A 23,429-nucleotide genomic window follows, 5' to 3' on the forward strand; every position below is an offset into this window, starting at 1 on the left:
TATTCAAATATTAATCTAAATCAAAACGGTCGGCGTTCATCATTTTAACCCAAGCATCCACAAAATCATTTACAAACTTTTCTTTGCTATCATCTTGCGCATACACTTCAGCGTAAGCTCTTAAAATAGAATTTGAACCAAAAACAAGATCTACTCGTGTTGCTGTCCATTTTACTTTACCTGTTTTTCTATTGGAAATTTCATAGATACCACTATCTACAGGTTTCCATTTATAAGACATATCCGTTAGGTTTACAAAAAAGTCGTTGGTTAATGCACCTTCGTTTTCCGTAAACACACCGTGTTTTGTTCCTCCATAATTGGTTCCCATAACACGCATACCTCCTAATAAAACTACCATTTCAGGCGCCGTTAACCCCATAAGTTGTGTTCGGTCTAATAACATCTCCTCTGGACTTACCACATAATCTTTTTTCTGCCAATTTCTAAATCCATCGGCTAAAGGCTCAAGGTGCTCAAAAGATTCGACATCTGTCATTTTAGCCGTTGCATCGCCTCGTCCAGGTGCAAAAGGCACAGTAATATTTATATCTGCATTTTTAATCGCTTTTTCAACACCAACGTTTCCGGCTAAAACAATAGTATCAGCCAAACTAATTCCAAATCCTGAAGCAATAGGTTCTAAAATAGATAACACTTTTGACAACCTTGTTGGCTCGTTACCTTGCCAATCTTTTTGAGGGGCCAAACGAATACGGGCACCATTGGCACCGCCTCTAAAATCTGAACCTCTAAAAGTTCGGGCGCTATCCCAAGCGGTCGATACCATTTCTGAAATAGTTAATCCAGAATCAGCGATTTTTGCTTTTACAGCATCAATGTTATAATCTTTTTTTCCTTTCGGAATTGGGTCTTGCCATATTAAATTTTCTTGTGGAACATCTGGTCCAAACCAACGGTCTTTTGGCCCCATGTCACGGTGCGTTAATTTAAACCAAGCCCGTGCAAAAGCATCTGAAAATGCTTCAAAATCATCTTTAAATTTTAAAGAAATTTCTCGGTAAACAGGATCCATTTTCATCGCCATATCGGCATCTGTCATGGCTGGATTGTGACGTGTTGATAAATCTTCCACATCCACAGGCTTTTCATCTTCTTTGATGCTTACTGGCTCCCACTGCCAAGCTCCGGCAGGACTTTTACATGACTCCCATTCGTGGTTAAACAGCATTTCGAAATAGCCATTGTCCCATTTCGTTGGATGGGTGGTCCAAGCACCCTCTATTCCACTGGTAACAGCATCTTTCCCTACCCCTGTTCTCGTTGGATTTGCCCATCCGAAACCTTGTTCTTCTACTTGAGCAGCTTCAGGATCAGCTCCTAAAATACTAGCATCTCCATTTCCGTGCATTTTCCCAACGGTATGCCCTCCTGCAGTTAAAGCTACGGTTTCTTCATCGTTCATGGCCATACGCTTAAAAGTTTCGCGTACCTGTTCTCCTGTCTTTAGTGGATCTGGATTACCATTAACACCTTCAGGGTTTACATAAATTAATCCCATTTGAACGGCTGCCAAAGGGTTTTCCATGGTATCAGGGCTATCTACATCATCATAACGTTCATCACTCGGCGCCAACCATTCTTTTTCTGCACCCCAATAAATGTCCTTTTCAGGATGCCATATATCTTCTCGGCCAAAAGCAAAACCATAGCTTTTTAAGCCCATACTTTCATAAGCCATAGTTCCGGCAAGAATAATTAAATCTGCCCAACTTACTTTATTACCATATTTTTTCTTTATTGGCCAAAGCAACCGTCGCGCTTTATCTAAACTAACATTGTCTGGCCAAGAATTAAGCGGTGCAAAACGTTGGTTTCCTGTTCCTCCACCACCTCGACCATCAGAGGTTCTATAAGTCCCGGCAGCATGCCAAGCCATACGAATCATCAATCCACCATAGTGCCCCCAGTCAGCAGGCCACCAGTCTTGACTATCGGTCATTAAATCATGCATGTCTCTTTTTAACGCTTCGACGTCTAATTTTTTTAATTCCTCTTGGTAATTAAAATCTTCTCCCAGTGGATTGGTTTTAGAATCGTGTTGATGTAAAATATCAAGATTTAAAGCATTTGGCCACCAATCCGTAACCGTTTTACTCGATGCCGTATTTCCTCCATGATGAAAGGGACATTTTCCTTGTTTTGAGCTATTCATAATGTTAGATTATTAATTTTTTAAATGATTTTTTATTGATTTCTTAAATTTACGAATAGCTTAGCGAAAAAAAGAGTAGATCTACATTTTTATAAGTTATATTTCAATTGGTAAAATTTATAGACAATGGCTTTTGTGAATTTTAAAAGAATTTTAATTTGTACTAATTAACATCGCCATAATTCTTATTTTAGTTTTTCAAACCATAGAAACAAAAAAATGGCTAAGATTACTTTAGACGGAACCCCAATAAAAACTATAGGGGAATTACCCGCGATTGGTTCCCATATTTCAGATTTTAAATTAGTTGCAACAGATTTATCCACCAAAACATTGGCAAATTTTAATGGAAGCCGGTTAATATTAAACATCTTCCCTAGTGTTAATACAGGAGTTTGTTCTGCCTCTATTCGGCAATTTAATCAAGAAGCAAACAGACTGGAAAACACAAAAATATTATGCATTTCAAGAGATTTACCTTTTGTACAAGATCAGTTTTGTGCAGCTGAAGGATTAAAAAATATTATTATGCTCTCCGATTTTAAAAATGGGGATTTTGGAAAAGATTATGGACTTTTAATTACGAGTGGTGCGTTTGATGCACTCTTATCTCGCTCTATAATTGTCACAGATGAATCTGGAAAGGTGGTTTATACCGAGCAAGTCCCTGAAATAGCACAAGAACCTAATTATAAATCCGCACTTGAAGCATTGAATATATAACTCGCTTGATTTAAAAAATTAATGAATAAAAAAGACTCTCTTTTAATGAATCGGATAAAAAGTGTTGGATATGCCTTTAAAGGCGCTGTGCTTTTATTAAAAACCGAACCCAGTATAAAAATTCAATTTGTAATTGGGTTGGTTGTTACAGCCGCTGGTTTTTATTTCGATATTTCATCCTCCGAATGGACTATTCAAATATTGGCCATTGCATTGGTTATGAGTATTGAGGGTGCCAATACAGCTATTGAAGAAATTGCCAACTTTATCCATCCAGATTACAACATAAAAATTGGAAAAATAAAAGATATCGCCGCAGGAGCGGTTTTTATCGCTTCATTTTTTGCGGTAATTGTAGGATTGATTATTTATTTTCCGAAGATTTTTTAAAATAATATTACCTCTAGGATAAACGTTAGTTATTTGTATTTTTGCTGAGTTGCAAACACACTTTAGCAATTTTAATAAATTTTAAGAACGTCAATTCCACATTCCCGTATTAATGGCAAAAAGGAAATCCAAATCTAAAAAAACACCCAAAAAGAGTTTGAGCATGCCCAAATTTAACCTAAGCAACCAGCAAAAATTGGTGTTGGGAAGTTTCTTGGCCATATTAGGGTTGCTCCTTTTTATAGCCTTTGTATCGTTTTTGTTTACCGGTAAAGCCGACCAAAGTACTTTAAGTGAGTTTGCATCACGCGACTTAGAAACCCAAAATTGGCTCAGCAAATCTGGAGCCTGGTTAAGCGATTTTTTTATTCAACGAGGTTTTGGTGTGGCGTCGTTTATATTCTCTGGTTTGATTTTTTTATCTGGAGCTTATGTACTTATGGACATTAATAAAGCCAAACTGAGAAAGCATTGGTTTTGGGGTATTCTTATTGTTATCTGGACATCCATTTTGTTAGGTTTTTTTAGCTCCAAGAATGATATTTTGGGTGGTACCATTGGTTATGAACTTAACAGTTTTCTGCAAGATTACATTGGGAAAATAGGCACTTTCCTCTTATTGTTGTTTGGCCTAATAACTTATTTGGCCATTCGTTTTAAAATGACTTTTGAAAGTTTTACAAACCTTTTTAAATCGGCAAAAAAAGATATTAAAGACGAACTTTCAAGTATGAAAGAAGATGTTATGGTTCCGTTGGACAATAATCTTTCAGAAGAAGCTCAAGCCATTAAATCGGCTTTTGAAATCCCTTTGGATAATAAAGAAGATACCGGACAAACTTTAAAATCTAATAAAGAATCCGAGAAGAAAGATGAGCCTGCAAAACTAGAAGTCAATGTAAATAACGAGGAAGAAAAATCAGAACTCGAAATAAAAGTTGAAGAAGTTAAGGAAGAAACTTCTGAAACTGATAATTTAGCCAACAAACTTGTTGAAGATTTTGGGCAATTTGACCCCACCTTAGAATTAGCAAAATATCAATTCCCAACATTAGACCTTCTTAAAAAGTACGATACCGAAGGTATTAAAATCAACCAAGAAGAACTAGAGGAAAACAAAAACCGCATTGTTGATACCCTCAACAATTATAAGATTGGCATTGCAAGCATCAAAGCCACGATAGGTCCTACGGTAACACTTTATGAAATTGTACCAGACGCAGGGATCCGAATTTCAAAAATTAAAAATCTAGAAGACGATATTGCATTATCGCTTTCTGCTTTAGGCATACGTATTATCGCGCCCATTCCAGGCAAAGGCACTATTGGTATTGAGGTGCCGAATAAAACCTCTACCATTGTCTCCATGCGCTCGGTCATTGCATCGAAAAAATTTCAAAATTCAGAAATGCAACTTCCTATCGCATTAGGGAAAACAATTAGCAATGAGACCTTTGTAGTCGATTTGGCAAAAATGCCACACTTACTTATGGCTGGTGCAACTGGTCAAGGTAAATCGGTTGGACTTAACGCCGTTTTAACGTCCTTACTTTATAAAAAACATCCAGCCGAAGTCAAGTTTATTTTGGTCGACCCTAAAAAAGTTGAACTAACGCTTTTCAATAAAATTGAACGTCATTATTTAGCAAAACTGCCAGATAGCGAAGAAGCGATAATTACCGATAACACTAAAGTAATCAATACCTTGAATTCATTGTGTATTGAAATGGACAATCGTTACGAGTTGTTAAAAAACGCCATGTGCCGAAACATAGCAGAATACAATGCTAAGTTCAAAGCTAGAAAGCTTAATCCTAATGATGGGCACCAGTTTTTACCTTATATCGTTTTGGTGGTTGATGAGTTTGCCGATTTAATTATGACGGCAGGAAAAGAGGTTGAAACACCCATTGCGCGTTTGGCTCAATTGGCTCGTGCTATTGGCATTCATTTAATTATAGCCACGCAACGGCCTTCTGTTAACGTTATTACGGGCATTATTAAAGCCAACTTCCCGGCGCGTATCGCTTTTAGGGTTACCTCTAAAATAGATTCTCGTACCATTTTAGATGGCTCTGGTGCTGACCAGCTTATTGGTCGCGGTGATATGCTTTACACACAAGGCAACGACGTAATTCGTGTGCAGTGTGCCTTTGTCGATACGCCAGAGGTTGAAAGAATTACCGATTTTATTGGTTCACAAAAAGCATACCCTGAGGCTTATTTGCTTCCTGAATATGTTGGCGAAGAAAGTGGCACAGGTCTTGATGTAGATATATCGGATAGGGACGCCCTCTTTAAAGACGCTGCTATAGTACTGGTAACAGCACAACAAGGTTCGGCTTCGTTGTTACAGCGAAAATTGAAATTGGGCTACAATAGGGCTGGAAGATTAATTGACCAATTGGAGGCCGCAGGTATCGTTGGACCATTTGAAGGCAGTAAAGCCAGACAGGTTTTAGTTCCAGATATTACGGCGCTTGAAAAACTTTTAGAAAACGAATTATAACTTGAAAAAATGAAAAAACTATTTGCTATTCTATTGATTACGGTTTCTGTTAATGCATTTGCGCAAAATAAGGCCAAAGCATTGTTAAACGAGGTTTCAGAAAAAGTAAAAAACTACGAGAATATCTCAATTGATTTTAAGTATACCCTCGAAAACATTTCTGAAAATATAAAGCAAGAAACAAAAGGTGATGTCGTTTTAGAAGGTGAAAAATACCGATTAAATATACTTGGGGTTACCCGTTTGTTTGATGGTAAAACGCTTTATAGTATTAGTCCTGAGGACGAAGAAGTAACCATTTCTACTCATATTGAAGATGAAAACGACGATATAACACCCAGTAAAATGTTATCGTTTTATGAAGAAGGCTACACTTACGAAACCGACATTGAGCAAAATATAAAAGGAAGAAAAATTCAGTATATAAGGCTAACCCCTATCGATTCTAATTCTGAAATAAAAAATATTCTTTTAGGCATTGATGCAAATACCAAACATATTTACAATTTAATTCAAGTTGGTAAAAACGGAACGAAAACAACTTTAACTGTTAATTCTTTTAAAACAAACACACCTATTTCTAAAAGCTTGTTTACATTTGACGCGAGCAAATACAAAGATTACTATATCAACAAACTAGATTAGACAAAACCTTTTTAGGTAAGTCCATTAGATATTCAAAACCAAAAACATCAATAATTTCGAGGCAACCTTCGGAAACAATTAAATCTCGATGATCGAGTAACGTGTGAAAATTTTAGACCGCTACATATTAACCACCTACCTAAAAACTTTTTTCAGCGTGTTTATCATACTCATGCTGATTTTTGTTTTACAGACTATTTGGCTATATATAAAAGAGTTGGCCGGTAAAGATTTGGATCTTATCATTATCTTTAAGTTTTTGGCTTATTTTTTGCCAAAACTTATTCCTTTAGTTTTACCTCTAACTATTCTTTTATCCTCAATTATGGTTTTCGGTAGTTTTGCCGAAAACTACGAATTCGCTGCCATGAAATCTACGGGCATTTCGTTGCAACGTGCTATGTCCGGGCTTAGCGTATTCATTGTGATATTGGGCATCACCACCTTTTTCTTTTCGAACAACGTTATTCCATGGGCAGAACTTAATTCATATAATTTAAGAAGGAACATTGCCAAGTTAAAACCAGCCATGGTTATTGCTGAAGGGCAATTTAACAGTATTGATAATACAGATTATAATATAAAAGTTGAGAAAAAAAGTGGTGACCGTGGACAGTTTTTAGAAGATGTTACCATACACGTAAAAGATGTAAATGGGCGTAAAAACACTACCGTCATCATAGCCAAAACTGGTGAATTAACCAGTCCGGAAGGTTCGAATGTTTTAAAGCTTATATTAAATAACGGTCATGTTTATAAAGATAATCCGGGAGGAAGCAATAAATTAAAAGTTAGGAATAGGCAGACATTTGCGAAGAGTGCTTTTGAGAAAAAAATAATCAATATCGATTTATCCGATATGAATAATGTTGATTTCGATGAACAATCGCAAACCGACAAATATAATATGTTAGATGTAATGGACCTTGATACGACAATAGACTCTCTAATCAAGAAAAGTGAAACAGACCACGAAACATTTTCAAAAAATTTACATGTAAGATCTGGCATGCCTCAAATTCAAAAGAATATACCAGTTAAACAAATTGAAAAAACTGAATACACAGGAGATATTCTCGATATTTTTGATACAAAAAAGAAAATTGAGTTGGTGGAATCTTCATTAAGAACTGTTGGTTCGTCCAATCAGCTTATCTCTTCAAAAAAGACAATAATAAAAACTTCGAAGTCTTGGTTAAACAAACATATAATTTCATTTCATGAAAAATTCGCTTTAGCCTTTGCCTGTATCATCCTCTTTTTTGTTGGTGCCCCGTTGGGTGCTTTAATTAGAAAAGGCGGTATGGGCTTACCTATGGTTATTGCTATTTTATTATTTTTAACCTACCACTTTATTGGAATTTTTGCTACCAATAGTGCAAAAAATGGAGGGTTCAATCCTATTTTAGCGAGTTGGTTTTCTACATTACTCATGCTTCCATTAGGTATATTTTTAACAAAAAGAGCAACTGCCGATAAAAGTTTATTTGATTTTGACAGCATCACTGAGCCTTTAAAACGAATATTTAAAATCAAAGAAAAAGATTCGGTTGATTATAAATTCCTTAGCAATCTTAATAACAATGAACTTATTGAGTTAATAAGCGATTACGAGTCTCTGGGACATGAAGAACCAGTAAGGTTTGAAGCCATAAAGCTATTAAATGCAAGAGGATTAGAAACGCCTCAGCTTGAGGAAATCGGTGTTTTTCTTGATAAAGCATTTTTAAAATCTGAACAAATTGTAAAGAACTATTCAAATCACGTGAAGTTTGCGAAAGCACTCTATTTCATAGGGGTAGCGTTATTAGTTTTATTTTTCGTGTTTAAAAACAATAAATTGCCTTCATTAGCACAACCTGCCATTCAACTAAGTGTAGTATCTTTAGTTTTATTCGTTATTTATTACTTAAAATCAATTAAAAACGTCTACCAATTTTACGGTCATATTAACAAGAATAGAAAACGACCTAAGATATACCTTTTAATGATTGGCTTACCACTTTATATAATTGTACACCTCTTCCTTAATCAAAAAATAAAGGAAGACTTAAAACAAAACTGTTTAGAATCTTTAAAATAAGCAATATATTTGCCGCATGAATGTAGGAACCATGACACATAAAAGCACGTCTGAAATTAAATTGAACACCATAAAAGAAGCCATTGACGATATAAGAAACGGAAAAGTTATTATTGTTGTTGATGATGAAAACCGTGAAAATGAAGGCGATTTTTTGGCTGCGGCAGATAAGGTTACGCCAGAAGTTATCAACTTTATGGCTACTCAGGGCCGTGGATTAATTTGTGTACCACTTACGGAAAATAGATGTGATGATTTGGAACTAGACATGATGGTGCGCAATAATACCGACCACATGGAAACCGCTTTTACCGTTTCGGTTGATTTACGTGGAAAAGGTGTTACAACTGGTATTTCTGCTTCAGATAGAGCTAAAACAGTGAAAGCATTGATTGACAGGGACACCAAACCTTTTGAATTGGCCAGACCTGGTCATATATTTCCTTTAGTAGCAAAAGAAGGGGGTGTTTTAAGGAGAACTGGACATACAGAAGCGGCTATTGATTTTGCTCGATTGGCTGGCTTGAACCCAGCAGGTGTTATAGTAGAAATTATGAATGAAGACGGTTCAATGGCGCGCCTTCCTCAACTTTGCGAAGTAGCAAAAACGCTAGATTTAAAGATTGTTTCTATTGAGGATTTGGTTGCTTACAGAATGCAGCACGATTCTTTGATTGAGAAAAAAGAAGACTTTGACATCGAAACACGCTTTGGAAGTTTTAGATTAATAGCCTACCAGCAAACCACTAACAATCAAATACATATAGCTTTAACAAAAGGCCAATGGAAAGATAATGAAGAGGTGTTGACCAGAATAAATTCTACTTTGGTGAATAATGATATTCTTGGCACACTTACCAATAACGCCGACAAACAATTGGACAACATGTTTAAGGTTATAAATGATGCTGGAAAAGGTGCTATTATTTTTATAAACCAAGAATCACAATCTACCAATATTCTAAATAGATTGTCGTTTTTAAAAGAAAATCAACAAGAAAATACGATTACCAAAGCACCAAAAATTAAAATGGACAACAGAGATTTTGGTATTGGAGCTCAAATACTTCACGATTTAAACATTCATAAGTTACGTTTAATTTCTAACTCTGGCCAAACCAAGCGTGTTGGACTAATTGGTTACGGCTTAGAGATTGTTGACTACGTTAATTATTAATCTACTACTTCAAATTCTTTTAGTAATCCTTTTTCCCTCGCATTTGGTACTTCTGCTATAAAGGCATACTTGCCAGGTTTTAAATTAACTTGAAAATATCCAGTGCTTCCCTCATCATCATCATTATAACCACCCATAAAAGTTAATCCATTTGGAACAGGTGTAATAAATCCTTTAGGGTCGTACCAAACCATCCAAGCTTCCAAAGCATCAACATCTGCAATATCATCAAGTTTTACTAAATGTACATCTGAGGTTGCAAAATTTTCATGTAATTTCTGATTAATGATATTTACCTCAAATATATGTTCGCCTTTTTTTAGGTCTCCTGAAATATGAAAACCATCTTCTTTTATATCAATTGTATTAGTCGCTATTGGAGGTCCTGAATCACTTTTAGCATCTGTTACGTAAACTTCTTTAATCATACCCATTGTAGAATGAAATTTACCATTAGCCATCTTTACATAACATTCAACACTATGGAGACCAGGCTCTAAATTAAGTGTTGAAATTCCGCTTAACTTTGGAGCAATTAAGCCAGATCCTCCACTTGGAACTGCTTGGCTAAACCACTTTGGCATTTTACCAAAAGCAGCAAAGCCTTCTTCGGTTTTTCCTTCATTAATTAAATCCATACCTTCTTCAAAAACTGGATCGGCCTCATTTATAAAATTTTCTACTGTTATACCTGCTGGCAATTTTACAAATCGAAAGAAATGCGTTTCATTGGCACGATTGTCATATTTAAAAGTATTCCAACCTGATGGAATGGTATCTTGCATCTGAAATTCCATACTAAGTGTTACAATATCAATAACATTGGTGGGTTCTTTTACTAGGTTTTCAACTTCAATTATCACTTCTTCAACAGACTCTGATTTTTTCTCGTTTTTGCACCCGCACAAAATTGTTACCGCGAAAAATAGTAATACCAGATTGACAAACTTTGTTTTCATAGTTTAGTTTTAAAAAAATAGGGGAATGAACATCAAAATTAATTTTTGTTATTCCCCTATTGAAGGATTGATTAATAGCCTCTTTTTATTCTTTAGTTATCTCTACGATTTTTACGACTTTATTGTTTAGTAAAATATGTAAGGTGTAAACCCCTTTTTCTAAATGGTCAATACTCATATAGATTTTGTCCTTACTTTTATTTAGGGTAGAATCGACCATTTAATTACCGCTATTACTTTACATGACCAAATTAGACAAACAACCCATATATGGATGCAATATATGTTTCAGATGATGCAAGATATGTTACAAGAAAACTAACAAGACTGAAAGACCTTTTTTAAAATCAATCACTTAGCTTTTTTGAAGATAATCATTCGGCGTGCATTTATAAGCTTCTTTGAAACACTTGATATAATAGGATGGTGTATTAAAACCTACTTGATATGCTACTTCTGATATTGTAGCATCCGATTTTTTCAAAAGTTCAACAGATAATTTTAAACGTTGCGAACGAATAAATTCTGAAGTACTAGACCCAGTAATGGCTTTTAATTTTCTGTGTAATTGTGTTCTGCTCATTCCCATTGCCTTGGAAAAAGCGACACTCGAAAAGTCAGGGTTGACCAAGTTCTTATCCAAAACTGACTTTAATCGCTTTAAAAATTCTTCTTCAGTTGAAGAAATGCGTATTTCTGGGTTTAAATCAAAACCCTTACTAAAATGTTTTTGAAGCTTTTGTCTGTTTTCTATAAGCTTTTCAACCCGCAATTTTAGGGTCTCTGTATTAAATGGTTTGGTTACGTAAGCATCGGCTCCTGTATTTAAGCCTTCTTTTTTTTGGGCCTCACCTACTTTGGCAGTTAAAAGTATTATAGGAATGTGACTTGTTAGCTCGTTATGTTTTAAAGCATTGCATAGATAAATCCCATCCTCAACAGGCATCATGACATCGCTAATAATTAAATCTGGGATATGTTTTAGAGCCATTTCAACGCCAATTTTTCCATTATTGGCCTCAATAATTTTGTAAGCCCCTTTAAAGATGGAAGCCATAAATGTTCTAATATCAACATCGTCTTCAACTAAAAGCAAAGTACGGCTATTATCACTCAAATCATCTTCAAAGTGGTTGTTGTATAACTCATCATCATTTTCAACATAAATGATTTCTGAAGTTTTAAATGCATTTTTTTCAATAGGAAGAGTAACCATGAATTGTATATTATCTGAATCTAAACTACTAACAACAACTCTTCCTTTCGACAAGGATACTAATTCTTTAACAAGCGCAAGACCAACCCCCACACCTTCTTCGGTCGCATCATCTTGATAAAAACGTTCGAACAATTTACCCAAATCTTTTTTTGTGATTTCCTTGGTGGTATTCGTGACGGATAACACTAAAGCACTTTCTTGCTTATTGGCGTCAAAACTAATAGCACTTGATTCTGGCGCATATTTTACGGCATTAGATAATAGGTTTGAAGCAATTTTTTCAATAATATCGGAATCATACCAAGCATTACTTAAATTTTGAATTGTACTGTTTATCTGAATACTTTTTTCATTGGCTTTATATCGAAACGCTGAAACAATTTGCGTTAGAAGTACCGTTAAATTCCCTTGTGTTACTTTTAAATTAATCTGGCCCGAATCTATTAAAGATAAATCAACCATTTGATTAACCAAATTAAGCAATCTAGTTGCATTTTGTTTTACCAATCCCAACTCTTTACGGTCTTCGGGCTTTAAATCTTCTTTAGACAACTGATGGTCAATAGGACCAGAAATAAGTGTAAGGGGTGTTCTAAATTCATGCGAAATGTTGGTATACAGCTGTGTTTTAAACTCGTCTAACTTTTTTAAACGTTCGGTTTCCGCATGCTCTAATTGTAATTGCGTTTTTACATTCCATCTAAACTTTAAATACTTGTAGACACCTAAAGACAAAATCAAGAATGCTAACATATAAAACAATTTCATCGTTGTAGTTAGGTACCATGGCTTTAAAATTGTAAAGGCGAAGGTGGCTGAGTTATTGTTCCAGACACCGTCGTAGTTGGAGGAAATAACCTCAAAAGTATAAGTGTTTGGCGGTAAATTAGTGTAATGTGCAAAATTGATGCTTTTTGGCGAAATCCAATTATCATCATAATTTAAAAGTCTATACCTATACTGGTTTCTTTCAGGTTGCGAAAAATGTAAGCTGGAAAATGTAAATGTAACGGTATTTTGATTGTACTTAAACTTAGTGTTTCCCATCAAAGGTTGTTCTTTGGAAAAGACTTCAAACTTGGAAATGATAGTTTTGGGCTTCACGTTGTTATAAGTGATTTTTTCTGGGCTAAACCAATTAAGCCCTTCGAGCCCTCCAAAATAAAGAGTGCCTTTAGAATCCTTAAAATAGGCTCCTGTGTTGAACTCGGTATCTTGCAACCCATCGTCAACGCTAAACACCTCGAAATCTTCATCAACAGGTTTAAAACGGCATAAACCATTATTTGTACTAAACCATAAATTTTTATCATTGTCTGGCAAAATACCATAAACCACTTGATTGGGCAGTCCGTCTTTTTCTGTATAAACTTTGATCGTATTATTTGCTATATCGAACTTTTTTAAACCGGCTCCAAAAGTGCCCACCCACAGTGTTTGATTTTCAATGAACAGTGACTTTATTTTATCATCTAGGCCTTTAACTTTTGAGATTTTATTGGTTTTAATATCGAGTTTAAAAACGCCTTTATTGTCAGTTCCTATCCAAAAGTCATTATGGTTTCCTTTTATAAATGCCCGAATATTATTTTGTGTCAACGCCGAATTGGATGTATTAAATTGTTTCATAATACCTTTGTATTTATCAAATAAAACAATACCATGTCGCTCGGTGGCCAACCAACGGCGGCTTTTCGATTCCTCCAAAATTCGCCAAATAGTATAATTGTTCAACTCGGAAAAAGATAAATAGTTGCCCGAACTTTCAATAATATTTAACCCGTAACCTTGGTGACCCACCCAAAGTTCTTCTTCAAAATAATTTAAACTAATTATTCTATTACTGTTTAACGGCGAGTTATCAATAGTGTATGTTGTAAAGGTTTCGTCGTTGGTATTGTGGTAAGTCAGCCCTTTTCCTGAAGTACCAATCCAAAAATTATAGTCTTTGTCCGTTGTAAAACTTCTAATCATATCAACATTTACGGTTCTTGGCACCTGATTATTGGTAAGAATATTGAATTTAATTAAATGTTCGTCGTAGTAGCTGGCTCCTGTTCCGTCTGACCCTATCCATATTACCCCCGTAATGTCTTCATACAAACAGAGCATATCATTATAGTGAATGGCGAACGGATTGTTTTTATTGGCTTTAAAATTCTTTATACTATTGGTTGGGAAATCTATTAAATACACACCATTTCCGTATGTGGCAATCCATAGTCGGTTTTTGCTATCAATTAACAAGTCTTCAATATTTAAGTCATTCGGGAGGTCTTCATGACTGTATTTTACAAACTCATTGTTGTTTTCGGGCATATAAAACAATCCATTTCCATAAGATCCCAACCAAAAACCACCGGCACGATCTTGCTCTAATGTACCAAAGTTGGTTTCTGTACTAGTTTTTACTGGCACTTTGATGTAGCGGCCATTGTCAAAAACCCTATAAACAGCTCCTGAGGCCGCAACCAAAATTTCTTTTTTGGCTTGAACAATATTATAGACCGTGGTCGTTTTATCTTCCTTTTTGAATATTGCAATCGTATCTTTTGTTTTATAATTAACCTTAAAAAGCCCATTGCCATAAGAACCTATAAACAGATTTAATTTTTCATCTTGGAAAATAGCACTTGCCCGAAACCCCTGTTTTACAATGTTGAATGTATCTGTTTTTGCCTGATAGCGCTCTAGTTGCCCTGAATGGGTAATAATCCACAGTCTATTTTGCTTATCGATGTAAACCTTACCTAAGTTACTAAAGGTAGCCCTTGTAATGTCTTCAAATTGTTTATTATAGTGTTTAAAGGTTCGGCCGTTGTATCTATTTAAACCATCTTGTGTGGCAAACCACATGTACCCAATAGAATCTTGAGCCATACTAATCACACTATTTTGTGAAAGGCCCTGCTCTACCCCTAACCCCCTAAAAGCCATTTGGTCTCTATGGCTTTGGGAAAAAGCAGTTATGGTCAATAAAAATACCAGAACAAATTTTACAGAACTCATTTATAGGATTTACCCCTAAAGCTACGAAATTGTTTTGAACATAAAACTACAGCACTTGTGTAATAATCTCAGCCATTTTTTTTGCTCTGCCAATAACTTCTTCTTCTGTCCAGGATAATTTTATTAAACAGGAAATATTTCGGCCAATAAAGTGGTCTGAAGCATCAAAAGTTTTGGTTTCTAAGTATTTTAAACCTATTTTAACTTCTTCTGAAATTGGGAAAAGTGATTTCAATCCTTTCAAATGTTCCCATTTACGAATGTAGTGCCAGTTGTTATCGTAATAATTCCAGCAGGCATCAATTCCCCCTTCTTTAAAGCCTTGAATTACTTTTCTGGCCGATTCTAAATCTGGCAAAAAGAAATTGAAAAATGCTCCGCTTTCTTCACCACCAGTAGGAACTGTTCTTAAAGTTACTCCTGAAACATCTCCAACAATGTCTTTAAATATGCTTAAATATTTACGTTGGATTTCTAAAAATTCAGGCAAGCGTTTTACTTGTGCTAAACCAACTGCAGCATGCAATTCTGAAATCCTGAAGTTATAACCTAAAAATGGATGTGTTTCTGCCCCCCTATCACTACCTACATGGTCGTGACCATGATCGCTGTAATGGTCGGCATTTGTATAATACACTTTGTTATTGGTAACTACTGCCCCGCCCTCACCACAGGTAATGGTTTTTACAAAATCGAATGAAAAGCAACCCAAATCGCCAACACTTCCCAACGGTTTTCCGTTGTAGGTACCACCTATGGCCTGGCAAGCATCTTCAACTAAAAGTAAATCATGCTTTTTACAAATATGTTGTAATGCATCCATATTGGCCATACTACCACACATTTGCACTACCATGACGGCTTTTGTTTTTGGTGTTATCGCTGCTTTTACAGCATTGGGATCTAAACATAGGGTGTCGTCTATGTCAACTAAAACGGGAATGGCGCCAAGCATCATAATAGCCTCAAAACTCGCTACAAACGTAAATGTTGGCATGATTACTTCATCTCCAGCACCAACTCCTGCGCTTGCCAATGCTACCGATACAGCAGCCGTACCACTTGAAACTAATTGAACATAATTTGATTGAAAAGTATTTTGCAACTCGGTTTCTAGCTCTTTGGCTTTCCAGTGGCCGTTTCGCATACCGTCGAAACCGTAACGCATAAGCACACCGCTATCTAAAACATCGTTAACTTCTTTTCTTTCTTTTTCTCCAAACAGTTCAAATCCTGGCATAATATTTTTTTGTTATTCTGTATTTAGGCTTTTAGGTTGCGTTAGGGATTGAAGCGGCATCCTTTTTTGAGGCACGATAAAAAGATATAGCGTAAAGCCCGACCCTTGCGGTAACGCCCTAATTATTTAAATTTCTATTACCGCTTCTTTTATTGGTTTCCTAACTTTTTTAAATTCGGAAAACATATCGTCCTTCGCGCGGTAACCTATGGGCAGAAGCAATACTGATTTTAGTCCTTTTTCATCTAATTTCAGTAATTCATCGTACTTTTTAGGCAGAAATCCTTCCATGGGGCAGGAATCGATGCCTTCAATCGCGCAAACGGTCATTAGGTTACCCAAAGCAATGTAAGCTTGATTTGTGGACCATTGTTGGCGTTCTTTTACCGACATCTTTTCAATCATTTTTATAAGATCTTCCCGATATGGCTTTAATATAGTTTCCGGTGTTTTTCGCGTATCTTTTATATTGTTATAATACGTGGTAATGTCATTTTGCAAAATATCGTTTTGTATGCAAATAACCAGCAGGTGCGATGCCTCTACTACTTGTTTTTGGTTGTATGCATGCTTTAATAATGGACTCCTGATTTCCTCATCTTCAATAACTACTAGCTTTATAGTTTGAAGTCCGAACGATGTCGCCGTTAGATTAAAGGCTTGTTTTACTACATTTAATTTGGCTTCTGAAAGTTTTTTTTCTGCATCAAACTTTTTGGTTGCATAGCGCCATTTTAACTGCTTAATCGTATCCATTTGCATATAATTTTGTGCAAAAATAAGATTTGTGATTTTGTTTTCGGCTATTGTTTCAGAAAATATAGACTTTTAAATCTTGAAAATTTCTTTTAAAAAAATTGTTTTTTATTTGAAAGAATTAAAAAAGGATTCTATATTTGCACCCGCATTCAGGCAAATAGCTTGATGAGGCACTCAAGGAGAAATGGCAGAGTGGTCGAATGCGGCAGTCTTGAAAACTGTTGAGGGTCACACCTCCGGGGGTTCGAATCCCTCTTTCTCCGCTAAAAGCCTTGCATTTTATGTGAGGCTTCTTTTTTTACATCACTTTTCTGTAATAAGAATTCCTAAAATCCTTTTAAACACTGAGTTTATTTGAATTTAATCTGGTTGAGGGGTTTATTTTATTTTTTAAATAGAAATCAAATTCCACCTTAAATCTCATAGTTCAGTTACCCTATGAGTTACCCTATATATTCTAAAAAATAAGGGTAACTAAATTTCAAGGAATCAATGGTGATTCCCTGATATATAATTGATTTACTGACACTTTAACGAATTAATTTAAAACTCTTATCATGATTAAACCAAATTTTTATTTAAAAACAGACAAACTAAAAGACAACTTGAGTTACCCTACTTACCTAAAAATGACGCATAAAGGAAAATCAACAACGCTTAGTACTGAAAATGGATTGCAAAAAAAAGATGGAATTCAACAAATAGACTAAATAATACATTAAAGTTAGAGATAGAAAAAAATTGTAGAATTGCCCTTGACGGGCGGATATCTTCAGCCTAAAAAGTTCAATTTAGGCGGAAGACATACAATTGATTTTGCATCATACATCCATTTTATGAGCTAGTATTGGTTAAAACTTATTAGTAATAATAACGTTCTTTCTAAAAACAGCTTGTTTAGTTTCAACTATGATTACATAAGGACCTTCCGAAATGGTTTTAACAGGAATTTTAAATTCACCACCAGATATGCTGAACATTTCTGGCCGATTCCAAGATTTAACTGTTTGTCCTATAAGATTAGTGATATATACTTGTTCAACTTCTATGGTATTTGGTACATGAATATATATCTGATTGGATTTATTTAAATAATTTACAACAGCATTTTCTATTTCGAAGTCTTCAAGGTCTAGCGTGTTGTTTTGAGCCTTAGTAAAGGCGATAAAAAATCTATTTGAATAGTCGCCTGCATCCAAATATATATTAAAGCTTTTGTTGTTTATTTTGGTGTAAGTATCCAAAAATGAATCGTAAACATATACATTTTTATAACTATCAAAGTTTTCCAAGCCAGCCAACGAAATCTGTACTGGCCCTGTCTCATTTATAGTAATGGCAATTGGATATTGCTTTGCTTTATCAAACTCGCCAACACCCTGAATCACATATTTTTCATCACTTATCATAAATAGCATATCACTTGGTAATGTTTCAAATGCCTTGGCATCATAACCATAATCAAAACCATCAGATGCTTCATTATTTGGCGTAAAGGCTAATAATAAAGGCCTATTTGTTCCTTCAGCTGATTTGAACTGAAACCTAATACGTTTAATAACTGTTTCATCTATAATTGGCTCTGAACTGTTTTTTGCACTTTTAGAATTACTGGTTTTCAAAAATTGCGAGCCATCATTAGTATTATCATTGGTTTCTCTTTCGAAGATTCTTTGGCTATTCTGAAATTTAAGAAAATCTTCGTCTTTATCATCAGGAAATGCAGAATGAACAAAAAATCCTTGAGCAACTGGGATATATTGGCCAGGTCTTAAAATTGAAGAGCCATTACCACTTACTTCAAAACCATCGGTTGTGGTATATTTTACTCCAGTAACCGGTGCATTACCACCAGCTAAAGTATAAGTGGCATACCCGCCTTCATAATCTCTTAGAACGTGGGTGTTATTTGAATCAAAATGTATCCAGAAATACAGCGAACCATCAATACTTCCTGTAGTTTCTGGGTTTGCTGGAGTAGGTGTTCCACCAGGGTTAAGTGCAGGTATATTATCTTTAATAAATTCATCGGCATCTATAGCAGACGGGTATGGGTTACCTATTAAGGCATCATTCCCAATGGTTATTGGTGAATTGATTGTGTTATTATGTGGTTTTCCTACAAACACATAATTTTGATATGAGCCACCAGCGCCACTTCCTTTCATGGTATAGCCTAACCCTGTTTTTATAGCTGTGGTACTACTTAATTTAACCCATTTTGCATACGTGTTTGATGCAAAATTTTCATAAGACCATAGCCAGTACTCTGGTATTGATATGGGACTTGAAGTTGCAGATGCATTATAACCACTAGATAACCAGTTTATAACTTTTGGGGTACTAGATACTGTACCATCGCGATGTTGCCATTTAATATAAAAAGGTAAATTATTATCAGTTGTATTAACAGGAGAAGTTGGAGAGCTCCAATAATTGTAATTAAATAAGTTGATACTTCCTTGTTGGGATCGAAATATATAACCAGCACTGGTAACATCTAAAATACTTTCGTTAAATTGAACAGTTGGATTGCCACTAGTATTGTAGCGTTTTTGTACTAATTGTGATTCACCCACCAAATCCATAAAGCCATCCAATTTTAAATAGTGGGTAATCCATAGGCCGTGGCCTGTATTGGTTTCATCTTGAGTACCTTGTGCTGTAATGGTCAAGTCACTGCTTGGGTCGACAACTAATCCTAAAAGGGTAATATTTCTCGGAGATGCAGAGGTCAAATCAGATTCAATGATATGCGAAGTTTTTACGATATTCCAATCAATTCGGGTAGTGTTATCAATCCCTAATGCATTTGGATAGTCCCAAACGGTATCACTATATGTCCATGGTGTGGCAGGTGTGATGTCATACCAATTACCGCCAGATTTTGTTGTATATGGCAATGGGGCACTTGGTTCTTGCTGACTAGTAATGTGTCTAAGCTTACCATCAACACCAACACCACCGTAAGGTTCAAGATACCCACACGCAATCTGATCCATACGGTAATAGCCGTCAAGATTTGCCCAAGTAAGAAGATCTTCTTCAACTCCATCTTGATTTGTATCCACTCCATAAATTTTTGTTGGTATAACTTCACCACCTACATCACTTCCTAATTGCTTGATTTCCTGATTCATCATCTGACGAATATGATGGACACTCAGGGTTTTATTCCAGATGCGCACTTCATCAATCCAACCAGAAAAATAATTCACGGGTTTATTTGGCGGATTGCCAGTTTGGGCCATCGCTCCTAAAATAAAGTCATTAGCATTGGTATTTGGAGCACTTCCACTATTGCTACTAACCTGAATACCATCAATATACATACGGTAAATACCACTATTCCCATTAGTAGGAGTTCTAGTAATGGCAACATGATACCACCTATTGGTGCCAATAGGGAAAGCCGATGTAATGGATCCAGATTCGTTCCATCTAAAAGATACTATGTTGTTAACTAGTCGAAGATCATAACCTTTTTTGTTATAATCACTCGAATTAGCATTCCGTTTGGATATAATGGTTTGTATCGCATTGTTTGTTCCACCAGTATTGGTTGTGGCATCGGGTTTGATCCAACATTCAACACTAAATGCTGGATTTAAATTATAATTATCGCCAAAAGTAACATTGTCGTTTTCACCATCAAAATCAACAATGGCACAATTTGTAATTTCGACTATAACATCGTCTACACAGGAAAATTCATTATTAGGACCCCATGGCCCAACCGTCCATAGTAATCTATAGGTTCCTGGATCACCTGTAAAAGTAGCATTGGGATCCTCGTCATCTGAAAATGAATAAGAACTACCACAATCGAAGCTTGAATTATCAAGATCAACAGTCCATTTCCCCGGCGTACCTGTACCGGGATCACCACAATTCTTACAATCAAGAGGAAGCGTAAAGGCGCCTTTTGTTGCATTGTCAATGGCGTTCTTCGTATTGTCGTAAGCGTTTAGGGTTATTACATTTTCTCCACATTCACCGGGTGCATATAGAATGTCCTCTCCGGCATAAGCATAGTTAACCAGAACATCTGCCAGAGCTGTACCATCTGGGTCGTATGCTCTACAACCATTAACCAAAATTGTCGCACCATACTGATGGGCCCCTGGAGCATCAGGTGTAAAAGTATAAGCTACACTCAAGGTTCCATCTGCTAGAGGATCTTCATTAGGGTCTCCAATACCGTCAGTCCATTCAATTTCATTGGCTGGAGATCCACCAAGCGGCAATGTAATTTCATCTATGGCCCAAGCGCTAAAAGGACTATTGCCAAAATAGGTCCATCTAAACCGAACCTGATCGTAAGACGTGTAAAGATCCAATGGAAATGTTAATTGATAGGTGTCAAATACATAATTAAACTGTGAAGACCCCGGATCAGATGTATAGGGCCATTCGCCATCAGGAATAACTCCCGGGATATCCCAGATGTCCTGTAGTAATACGTTATAAGTAAGTCCGCCATCCAGAGACATTTCAAATAAGGCAATATCGGTAGGATCATCTAAATTCCAAGCTGTGGTAAATGATATTGAAGGCGATTCCAAACCAAGTAAACTCAAAATTGGCGTTTCTAATGTTGTGGCATTGCCAGGAGGAAATTCATCGATGTATTCTTGACTTGTAAAATCGCCTTGTGCAATAGCGAACTTAAAATTGTTAGAATCATATTCAATTTTAGGTGACCAAGTCCCATCTGGAAAAGGATGATTGTTTGTTGCAGTCCAATTATTCACAGAACGATTGTTGGCCGCTCCAGTAAATGCAACGCCCGCTACTTGCCCATCAATCTTCCACATATTCGGATTCCATTTATCAGGGAACTGACCCTGATCAAACTGTCCGGCTTCTTCTTCATCCGGATCAATAAGTATGCCTCCATACCCACTATAAGCAACCAATGAAATTTCTGTACCCAAACACGTATTGAAATAATCATTTTCAAGTGTTGGGGGCACATCTGGTGGTACGGCATGTACACTCATAATTTGCGAATATTCCTCACAGGTTCCCCATTGAATGAGTACTCTAAACACCGTGGATTTAGTATTTGCAAAATCAAAATCGATATTATACGTATTTAAACCAGAAGTACTTGGAATAATATCCCAGTTGTTATCGCCGGCTTCAAATTTTTCCCAATGTACAATTGTTCCATTTTCTCCTGATAAATTGATCGTTACCGGATTGATATCATCAGGACAGGCCGATATGGCCACATTGTTAGTAGGAGGAAATTCCACTGGATCCAAATCATCCACCCGACCTAGCAAGACCCCTCCAGAAATAGGAGGTTTTGTTAAGGTTACATTTTGTTGCTGCGTTACTATTTGACCATTTCTGTCGTCATAGGTCCAGGTGATTATAGTTGTACCAAAGGTTGTAATAGGAAAATCTATATCATTTCCATTAGCATCCGTCGGATCTCCATTAATTGTTCCTCGGCAATTATCAGTTGCCGTTGGTGTTACTACATCAACTTCGCAATCAACAACATTGATATCTGGAAGGTTTGCAATATCCGGAACAGGTGGGATAGTATCATTTATAATTACTGTTTGATCTACTGTAATTGAGTTACCATTACCATCATCAAAAAGCCACGAAATAACATAAGTCCCATCACTATTAAAGGTATGTGGCCAATCGTAATCTCCGTTTGTCCCGGTTATTGTACCTGCACAATTATCTGTTGTTGTTGGTGCATTGACAGTGAATGAACATTGACGGGTCTCAGTGGATATGACTATTGTGTCCGGTGGAGTAGTATCTAATACTGTGATGGTCTGTGATTCTTGAGAGCTATTGCCACAGGCATCGGTTGCGGTCCATGTCCTAGTTACAGAATATTCATCAGGATGTGATGCATCTGGAGTGGTTACATCTATAAAGACCAGTGATGGCAAACCATCGCAAGCATCAGATGCAGTTGGGCTACTGAATACAGGCGTTTCGGTACACTCAATAGTTGTATCTGGTCCCACACCAGATATTACAGGAGGTGTTGTATCTTCAATAGTAAATGTGGCTTGAGCAGTAGCAGTTCTACCACAATCATCAGTAGCGTTAAAAGTTACCGTGGCAGCGCCCGTTCCTCCACAAAGGTCAGAAAGTGCAGTAAAGTTATTTGACCAAGACACATTGCCACAAGTATCCGAGGCAGCAGCGCCGCCATTAGAGCTTAACCATGCTGTAAGAGCAGCTCCATTGCCGGCACCATCACATTCTACAGTTTGATCGGAAGATGGAGTATCTATGCTAGGGTCTGTGGTGTCTTCAATAGTAAATGTCGCTTGAGTAGTAGCAGTTCTGCCACAATCATCAGTAGCGGTAAAAGTTACCGTCGCCGAACCCGTTCCTCCACAAAGGTCAGAAAGTGCAGTAAAGTTATTTGACCAAGTTACATTGCCACAAGTATCCGAGGCCACAGCGCCGCCATTAGAATTTAACCATGCTGTAAGAGCAGCTCCATTGCCGGCACCATCACATTCTACAGTTTGGTCAGATGCAGCGGTATCTATG

Annotated in this window: 13 protein-coding genes and 1 tRNA gene; 8 read left to right on the forward strand and 6 right to left on the reverse strand. The window is 36.3% G+C overall.

All coding sequences use genetic code 11. The annotated features are described in order from the left end of the window. Positions 1-10: 10 nt before the first annotated feature. Positions 11-2,176 (reverse strand): catalase/peroxidase HPI, encoded by a 2,166-nt coding sequence (gene katG, locus ACIEHO_RS12490; RefSeq protein ID WP_406972190.1) that lies wholly within the window; start codon positions 2,174-2,176, stop codon positions 11-13. A 219-nt stretch (positions 2,177-2,395) separates the two neighbouring features. Between katG and tpx the strand changes: the two genes are divergently transcribed. From tpx to ribB, 6 genes are all read left to right on the forward strand, one after another. Beyond that, positions 2,396-2,899 (forward strand): thiol peroxidase, encoded by a 504-nt coding sequence (gene tpx / locus ACIEHO_RS12495; protein WP_406972192.1) that lies wholly within the window; start codon positions 2,396-2,398, stop codon positions 2,897-2,899. A gap of 21 nt (positions 2,900-2,920) precedes the next feature. After that, positions 2,921-3,289, forward strand: a complete 369-nt coding sequence (locus ACIEHO_RS12500) for a diacylglycerol kinase family protein (RefSeq protein ID WP_406972194.1) — start codon at positions 2,921-2,923, stop codon at positions 3,287-3,289. Between the two features lie 112 nt (positions 3,290-3,401). Continuing rightward, positions 3,402-5,798, forward strand: a complete 2,397-nt coding sequence (locus ACIEHO_RS12505; protein WP_406972196.1) for an FtsK/SpoIIIE family DNA translocase — start codon at positions 3,402-3,404, stop codon at positions 5,796-5,798. Between the two features lie 9 nt (positions 5,799-5,807). Beyond that, a complete protein-coding gene (locus tag ACIEHO_RS12510; protein WP_406972198.1) occupies positions 5,808-6,443 on the forward strand; it encodes a LolA family protein in 636 nt (211 codons plus the stop codon). Positions 6,444-6,600: 157 nt separating this feature from the next. After that, a complete protein-coding gene (locus ACIEHO_RS12515) occupies positions 6,601-8,526 on the forward strand; it encodes an LptF/LptG family permease (protein WP_406972200.1) in 1,926 nt (641 codons plus the stop codon). A gap of 16 nt (positions 8,527-8,542) precedes the next feature. Beyond that, complete coding sequence (gene ribB / locus ACIEHO_RS12520; protein WP_406972202.1) at positions 8,543-9,703, forward strand: 3,4-dihydroxy-2-butanone-4-phosphate synthase; 1,161 nt, start codon at positions 8,543-8,545, stop codon at positions 9,701-9,703. Here the strand turns inward: ribB and ACIEHO_RS12525 are convergent. From ACIEHO_RS12525 to ACIEHO_RS12540, 4 genes are all read right to left on the reverse strand, one after another. Continuing rightward, the gene (locus ACIEHO_RS12525) at positions 9,700-10,662 is read right to left on the reverse strand and encodes a hypothetical protein (protein ID WP_406972204.1); all 963 of its coding nucleotides are present in this window, start codon (positions 10,660-10,662) and stop codon (positions 9,700-9,702) included. The two genes, ribB and ACIEHO_RS12525, sit on opposite strands and share 4 nt — an antisense overlap. A 355-nt stretch (positions 10,663-11,017) precedes the next feature. After that, on the reverse strand, positions 11,018-14,890 hold the full coding sequence (locus ACIEHO_RS12530) for a two-component regulator propeller domain-containing protein (protein WP_406972206.1): 3,873 nt from the start codon (positions 14,888-14,890) through the stop codon (positions 11,018-11,020). A 46-nt stretch (positions 14,891-14,936) separates the two neighbouring features. Then, positions 14,937-16,130: a DegT/DnrJ/EryC1/StrS family aminotransferase gene (locus tag ACIEHO_RS12535; RefSeq protein ID WP_406972208.1), complete on the reverse strand. Its 1,194-nt coding sequence runs from the start codon at positions 16,128-16,130 to the stop codon at positions 14,937-14,939. Between the two features lie 126 nt (positions 16,131-16,256). After that, a complete protein-coding gene (locus ACIEHO_RS12540) occupies positions 16,257-16,886 on the reverse strand; it encodes an NAD(P)H-dependent oxidoreductase (RefSeq protein WP_406972210.1) in 630 nt (209 codons plus the stop codon). A 181-nt stretch (positions 16,887-17,067) separates the two neighbouring features. Between ACIEHO_RS12540 and ACIEHO_RS12545 the strand changes: the two genes are divergently transcribed. Together ACIEHO_RS12545 and ACIEHO_RS12550 are read left to right on the forward strand one after the other, a co-directional pair. Next, a tRNA-Ser gene (locus ACIEHO_RS12545) sits at positions 17,068-17,152 on the forward strand. A 294-nt stretch (positions 17,153-17,446) separates the two neighbouring features. Beyond that, positions 17,447-17,599 (forward strand): hypothetical protein, encoded by a 153-nt coding sequence (locus tag ACIEHO_RS12550; protein WP_406972212.1) that lies wholly within the window; start codon positions 17,447-17,449, stop codon positions 17,597-17,599. Between the two features lie 141 nt (positions 17,600-17,740). Here the strand turns inward: ACIEHO_RS12550 and ACIEHO_RS12555 are convergent. Beyond that, on the reverse strand, positions 17,741-23,429 hold a 5,689-nt coding region (locus ACIEHO_RS12555; RefSeq protein WP_406972214.1), incomplete at its 5' end, for a LamG-like jellyroll fold domain-containing protein.

The sequence above is a fragment of the Flavisericum labens genome (assembly GCF_045446075.1).
GTDB classification, from domain to species: Bacteria; Bacteroidota; Bacteroidia; order Flavobacteriales; family Flavobacteriaceae; genus Flavisericum; species Flavisericum labens.

Excerpts from the sequence above, each read along its gene's own strand:
- katG (WP_406972190.1), bottom strand. The coding sequence starts at position 2,176 with ATGAATAGCTCAAAACAAGGAAAATGTCCCTTTCATCATGGAGGAAAT.
- ACIEHO_RS12510 (WP_406972198.1), top strand. The coding sequence starts at position 5,808 with ATGAAAAAACTATTTGCTATTCTATTGATTACGGTTTCTGTTAATGCA.
- ACIEHO_RS12540 (WP_406972210.1), bottom strand. The coding sequence starts at position 16,886 with ATGGATACGATTAAGCAGTTAAAATGGCGCTATGCAACCAAAAAGTTT.
- ACIEHO_RS12525 (WP_406972204.1), bottom strand. The coding sequence starts at position 10,662 with ATGAAAACAAAGTTTGTCAATCTGGTATTACTATTTTTCGCGGTAACA.
- ACIEHO_RS12550 (WP_406972212.1), top strand. The coding sequence starts at position 17,447 with ATGATTAAACCAAATTTTTATTTAAAAACAGACAAACTAAAAGACAAC.
- ACIEHO_RS12500 (WP_406972194.1), top strand. The coding sequence starts at position 2,921 with ATGAATAAAAAAGACTCTCTTTTAATGAATCGGATAAAAAGTGTTGGA.
- ribB (WP_406972202.1), top strand. The coding sequence starts at position 8,543 with ATGAATGTAGGAACCATGACACATAAAAGCACGTCTGAAATTAAATTG.
- tpx (WP_406972192.1), top strand. The coding sequence starts at position 2,396 with ATGGCTAAGATTACTTTAGACGGAACCCCAATAAAAACTATAGGGGAA.
- ACIEHO_RS12530 (WP_406972206.1), bottom strand. The coding sequence starts at position 14,890 with ATGAGTTCTGTAAAATTTGTTCTGGTATTTTTATTGACCATAACTGCT.
- ACIEHO_RS12505 (WP_406972196.1), top strand. The coding sequence starts at position 3,402 with ATGGCAAAAAGGAAATCCAAATCTAAAAAAACACCCAAAAAGAGTTTG.
- ACIEHO_RS12535 (WP_406972208.1), bottom strand. The coding sequence starts at position 16,130 with ATGCCAGGATTTGAACTGTTTGGAGAAAAAGAAAGAAAAGAAGTTAAC.